The sequence below is a fragment of the Spirillospora sp. NPDC049652 genome (assembly GCF_040675125.1).
Lineage (GTDB): Bacteria > Actinomycetota > Actinomycetes > Streptosporangiales > Streptosporangiaceae > Spirillospora.
On the sequence record NZ_JBFAOF010000785.1, the window covers coordinates 1 to 3,504 of the forward strand.

At 77.3% G+C, this 3,504-nt stretch carries 4 protein-coding genes; all 4 read right to left on the minus strand.

The annotated features are described in order from the left end of the window. On the minus strand, positions 1–1,000 hold a 1,000-nt coding region (locus tag AB0J52_RS32515; protein WP_500186666.1), incomplete at its 3' end, for a glycosyltransferase. Further along, a complete protein-coding gene (locus tag AB0J52_RS32520; protein WP_500186668.1) occupies positions 997–1,992 on the minus strand; it encodes a glycosyltransferase in 996 nt (331 codons plus the stop codon). The genes AB0J52_RS32515 and AB0J52_RS32520, both read right to left, overlap by 4 nt. Continuing rightward, positions 1,989–2,987 (minus strand): glycosyltransferase family 9 protein, encoded by a 999-nt coding sequence (locus tag AB0J52_RS32525; protein WP_500186669.1) that lies wholly within the window; start codon positions 2,985–2,987, stop codon positions 1,989–1,991. Before AB0J52_RS32525 ends, AB0J52_RS32520 begins: the two co-directional genes overlap by 4 nt. After that, a partial coding sequence (locus tag AB0J52_RS32530) for a D-glycero-alpha-D-manno-heptose-1,7-bisphosphate 7-phosphatase (RefSeq protein WP_500186670.1) occupies positions 2,975–3,504 on the minus strand: 530 nt, incomplete at its 5' end. The genes AB0J52_RS32525 and AB0J52_RS32530, both read right to left, overlap by 13 nt.

Sequence of the window (3,504 nt, forward strand, 5' to 3'; positions counted from 1 at the left end):
TGTCCAGGTGGCCGCCGACGCCGGTCGCGACGACCGGCACGGCGCACCCCATGGCCTCCAGCGGCACCATCCCGAACGGCTCGTACCAGGGCAGCGTCACCACCAGGTCTGACGACCGCAGCAGCGCCGGGACCGCGTCCCGGGACCGCCGGCCGACCAGCCGCACCCGGTCGCTCACGCCCGCCTCCTCGGCGACGGCGGCCAGCCGCCGCGCCTCCGGGTCGCCGCCGAGGGCGCCCGCGGGCGGGCCGCCCGCCACGACCAGCTCGGCGTCGGGGACGTGGGCGAGCGAGCGGATCGCGGTGTCGATGCCCTTGCGCTCGACCATCCGCGACAGCACCGCGATCCGGAACGGCGCGCCCTTGCGGTCGGCCGGGCCGTAGGGGGTGCAGGCCCGCAGGTCCACCCCGCACGGCACGACCTCGACGCGGTCGGCGGGCACGCCCATCGCGGCGAGCTCGCCGGTCTCGCCGGTGGCCGTCGCGACCACGGCGTCCGCCGCGCGCCCGATCTCCCGCTCGATGTCGACGCGCTCGTCCGGGCTGGTGTCCTTGCCGCCCTGGTGGCGGCGCTTCACCGACCCGAGCGCGTGGTAGGTCAGCACCACCGGGACCCGCGGCGAGGACTCCCCGCGGGTCGCCTGCAACGCCGCCAGGCCGCTCATCCAGAAGTGGGCGTGCACGACGTCCGGCGGGTCCGCCCGCCAGCGCCGCTCCAGGTACCGGCCGAAGTCGGGCATCCACTGGAGCAGGTCGTCCTTGGGCACGTCCGAGGGCGGCCCGGCGGGCACGTGCTCGACGGTGACGCCCGGCGCGAGCCGCACCCGGTCGGGCGGGCCGGTCGAGTCGCGCCGCGTGTAGACCGTCACGTGGTGGCCCTGGGCCCCCATCTCCTCGGCCAGCGCGGCCACGAACACGTTCTGCCCGCCGGCGTCCGCCCCGCCGAGCCCGCCGCGCGCGGCGAGCGGGTTGGCGTGCTCCGACACCATCGCGATCTTCATCGGGTCACCTCTTCCAGTAGTTGCCGCCAGTCCCGCAGGAAGCGGGGCAGGCCGTACCGCCGCACGGCGGCCGCGCGGGCCCGCCGCCCCATCCGGCGGGCCCGTTCGGGATCCCCGGCGAGGCGCCGGGCGGCGCGCGCCAGGACGTCCACGCGGGTGGAGAGGACTCCCGTCCCGGGCGGGACGGCCTCGACCGCCTCGGTGGTGGCGAGCGCCACCACCGGCAGGCCGAGCTGCATCGCCTCGATCAGCGACAGGCCCAGCGAGGTCCACCGGTACGGGTGGACGTAGACCCGGCGGCGGGCGAGTTCGGAGTGCATCCGCTCCTGCGGCAGGTCCTCGAAGGTCCAGAGCCGCTCGGGCCGGACGCCGAGGGCGCGCGGGGCGTCCGCGACCCGCATCCCGAACAGGTCGATCGGGACCGCGGCCGACAGGCCGCGCAGCAGGTCGGTGCCGGTGGTCCGGCCGCGGGTGAGCGGGTCGTTGACGATGACCCCGGCGCGCGGCATCTCACCGGTGAACCGGTAGCCCGGGTCGACCACGCCGTGCTCGACGACCGTGGTCGGGGCGCGTCCGCAGTCCCAGAAGAGCTCGTTGAAGTGGGCGACGTGGACGACCGGGATGTCGTCGCGGTCGTGCAGGAAGTGGGTGAGGTCCGGGACGAGCCGCCCCGGGACGTCCGGAGCGGCGGCCGTCGTGCCGGGCGTGTCGTGCTCGACGTAGACGGCCGGGAGGTCGCGCCCCGGCCTGCGGCCGAGCCAGCGCTCGCACAGGGCCAGCTCGTGCGGCCGCTGCAGGACGACCACGTCCACGTCCTCGCCGCGCAGCGCGTCGTGCGGGACCTCCACGGCCCGGTCGGGCCAGTCGAACGTCTCGGCGCGGCCGAGCCCGTCGGGGCCGCGGTCCGGCGTGACCGGGACCAGCGTGGTCCACGGCCCGTGCACGAACGACGTGGCCCACGACCCGTGGACGTGCCACATCAGCACTCTCATCGAGCCACCTCCTCCACCGCGCGCAGCACCTCGGACGCCTCGACCGAGGCCAGGCAGGGATGGCCGGGGACCGGGCAGACCGTCGCGCGGGTGTCCCGGCACGGCGCGCTCTGGTCGCCGAGCAGCACGGTCCGGACCGCGTACGGCGCCCAGCGCGCGGCCGGGACGGTCGGCGCGAACAGCGACACGATCGGCGTCCCCACGGCGGCGGCCAGGTGCGCGGGGCCGGTGTTGCCCACCACCACGGCGTCCGCGCCCGCCAGCACGGCGGCCAGCTCGGCGAAGCCGGTCCGCCCGCCGATGTCGAGCGCGTGGTCCCCGGCGACCTCGGCGGTCAGGGCCTTCTCGCCGCGGTCGCCGGTGACGACGACGCGGCGCCCGGACTCGGCCAGCAGCCGGACGGCCTCGGCGTGCCGGTGGGGCGGCCAGGCCCGCGCCGGCACCGAGGTGCCCGGATGGACGACCACGTACCCCGGGCCGCAGGTCAGCGCCGACATGTCGGGCAGCGGCCCGCGGACGCGCAGCCGCCCGTCGTCGACCGGCGGGAATCCCGCCTCGGTCGCGAGCGCGGTCATCCGGGCGGCCTCCGGGACGTCGGCGTCCGGGCGGTGCCGCAGGTCCAGCAGCGAACCCGGGTAGTCCTCGCTGATGCCGCCGATCCAGGGCGTCCCGGCGAGCCGCAGCAGCAGCGCGAGCGGCAGCGGCGACTGGTGGAAGGACGTCAGGATCAGCGCCCGGTCGAACCCGCGCAGCCGCTCGGTGATGGCGGAGATCTCCGCGGGCTCCACCGGCACCCGGTCCGGGTCGATCCACGGCGCGCACCACTCGATCACCCGGTCCGGGCCGGGCAGCAGGTCGGCGGCGGCCCGGCCGCGCGGCCCGCACAGCAGGACGGTCTCGTCGGCGCGCGCGGCCACGGCGCGCAGGGCCGGCCCCGCGAGCAGCACGTCCCCCAGGCTGTCCTGGCGGGCGACGAGGACCTTCACCGCGCCCACCCGCCCCGCAGCACCAGGTCCACGGCCGCGCTGAGGTCCGGCGCGACCTCGGGCGCGGCGTCGATCTCCTCGGGCCGGGTGCGGCCGGTGGGCACCAGCACCCCGCGCGCCCCGGCCGCCCGCGCCGCCGCCACGTCCGCGCCGATGTCGCCGATCAGCACGCAGTCCGACGGCGCGACCCCGAGCCGCCGCGCGGCGCGCTCGACCATGCCGGGCGCGGGCTTGCGGCAGCGGCAGCCGTCGTCCTCGCCGTGCGGGCAGACCTCCCAGACGTCGAACCGGCCGAGCAGGTCTTCCACCCGCCGGTTGACGCGCAGCACGTCGTGCTCGGTGAGCGTGCCGCGCGCCACGCCGGACTGGTTGGTGACCACGCCCACCGCCAGACCCTCGCGGCGCAGCCGGTCGAGCGCGGCGCGCGCCCCGGGGACGGGTTCCACCTTGTCGGGGTCCCCGTTGTACGGGACGTCGCGGATCAGCGTGTCGTCGCGGTCGAACAGCACCACCGGACGCGGCCGCC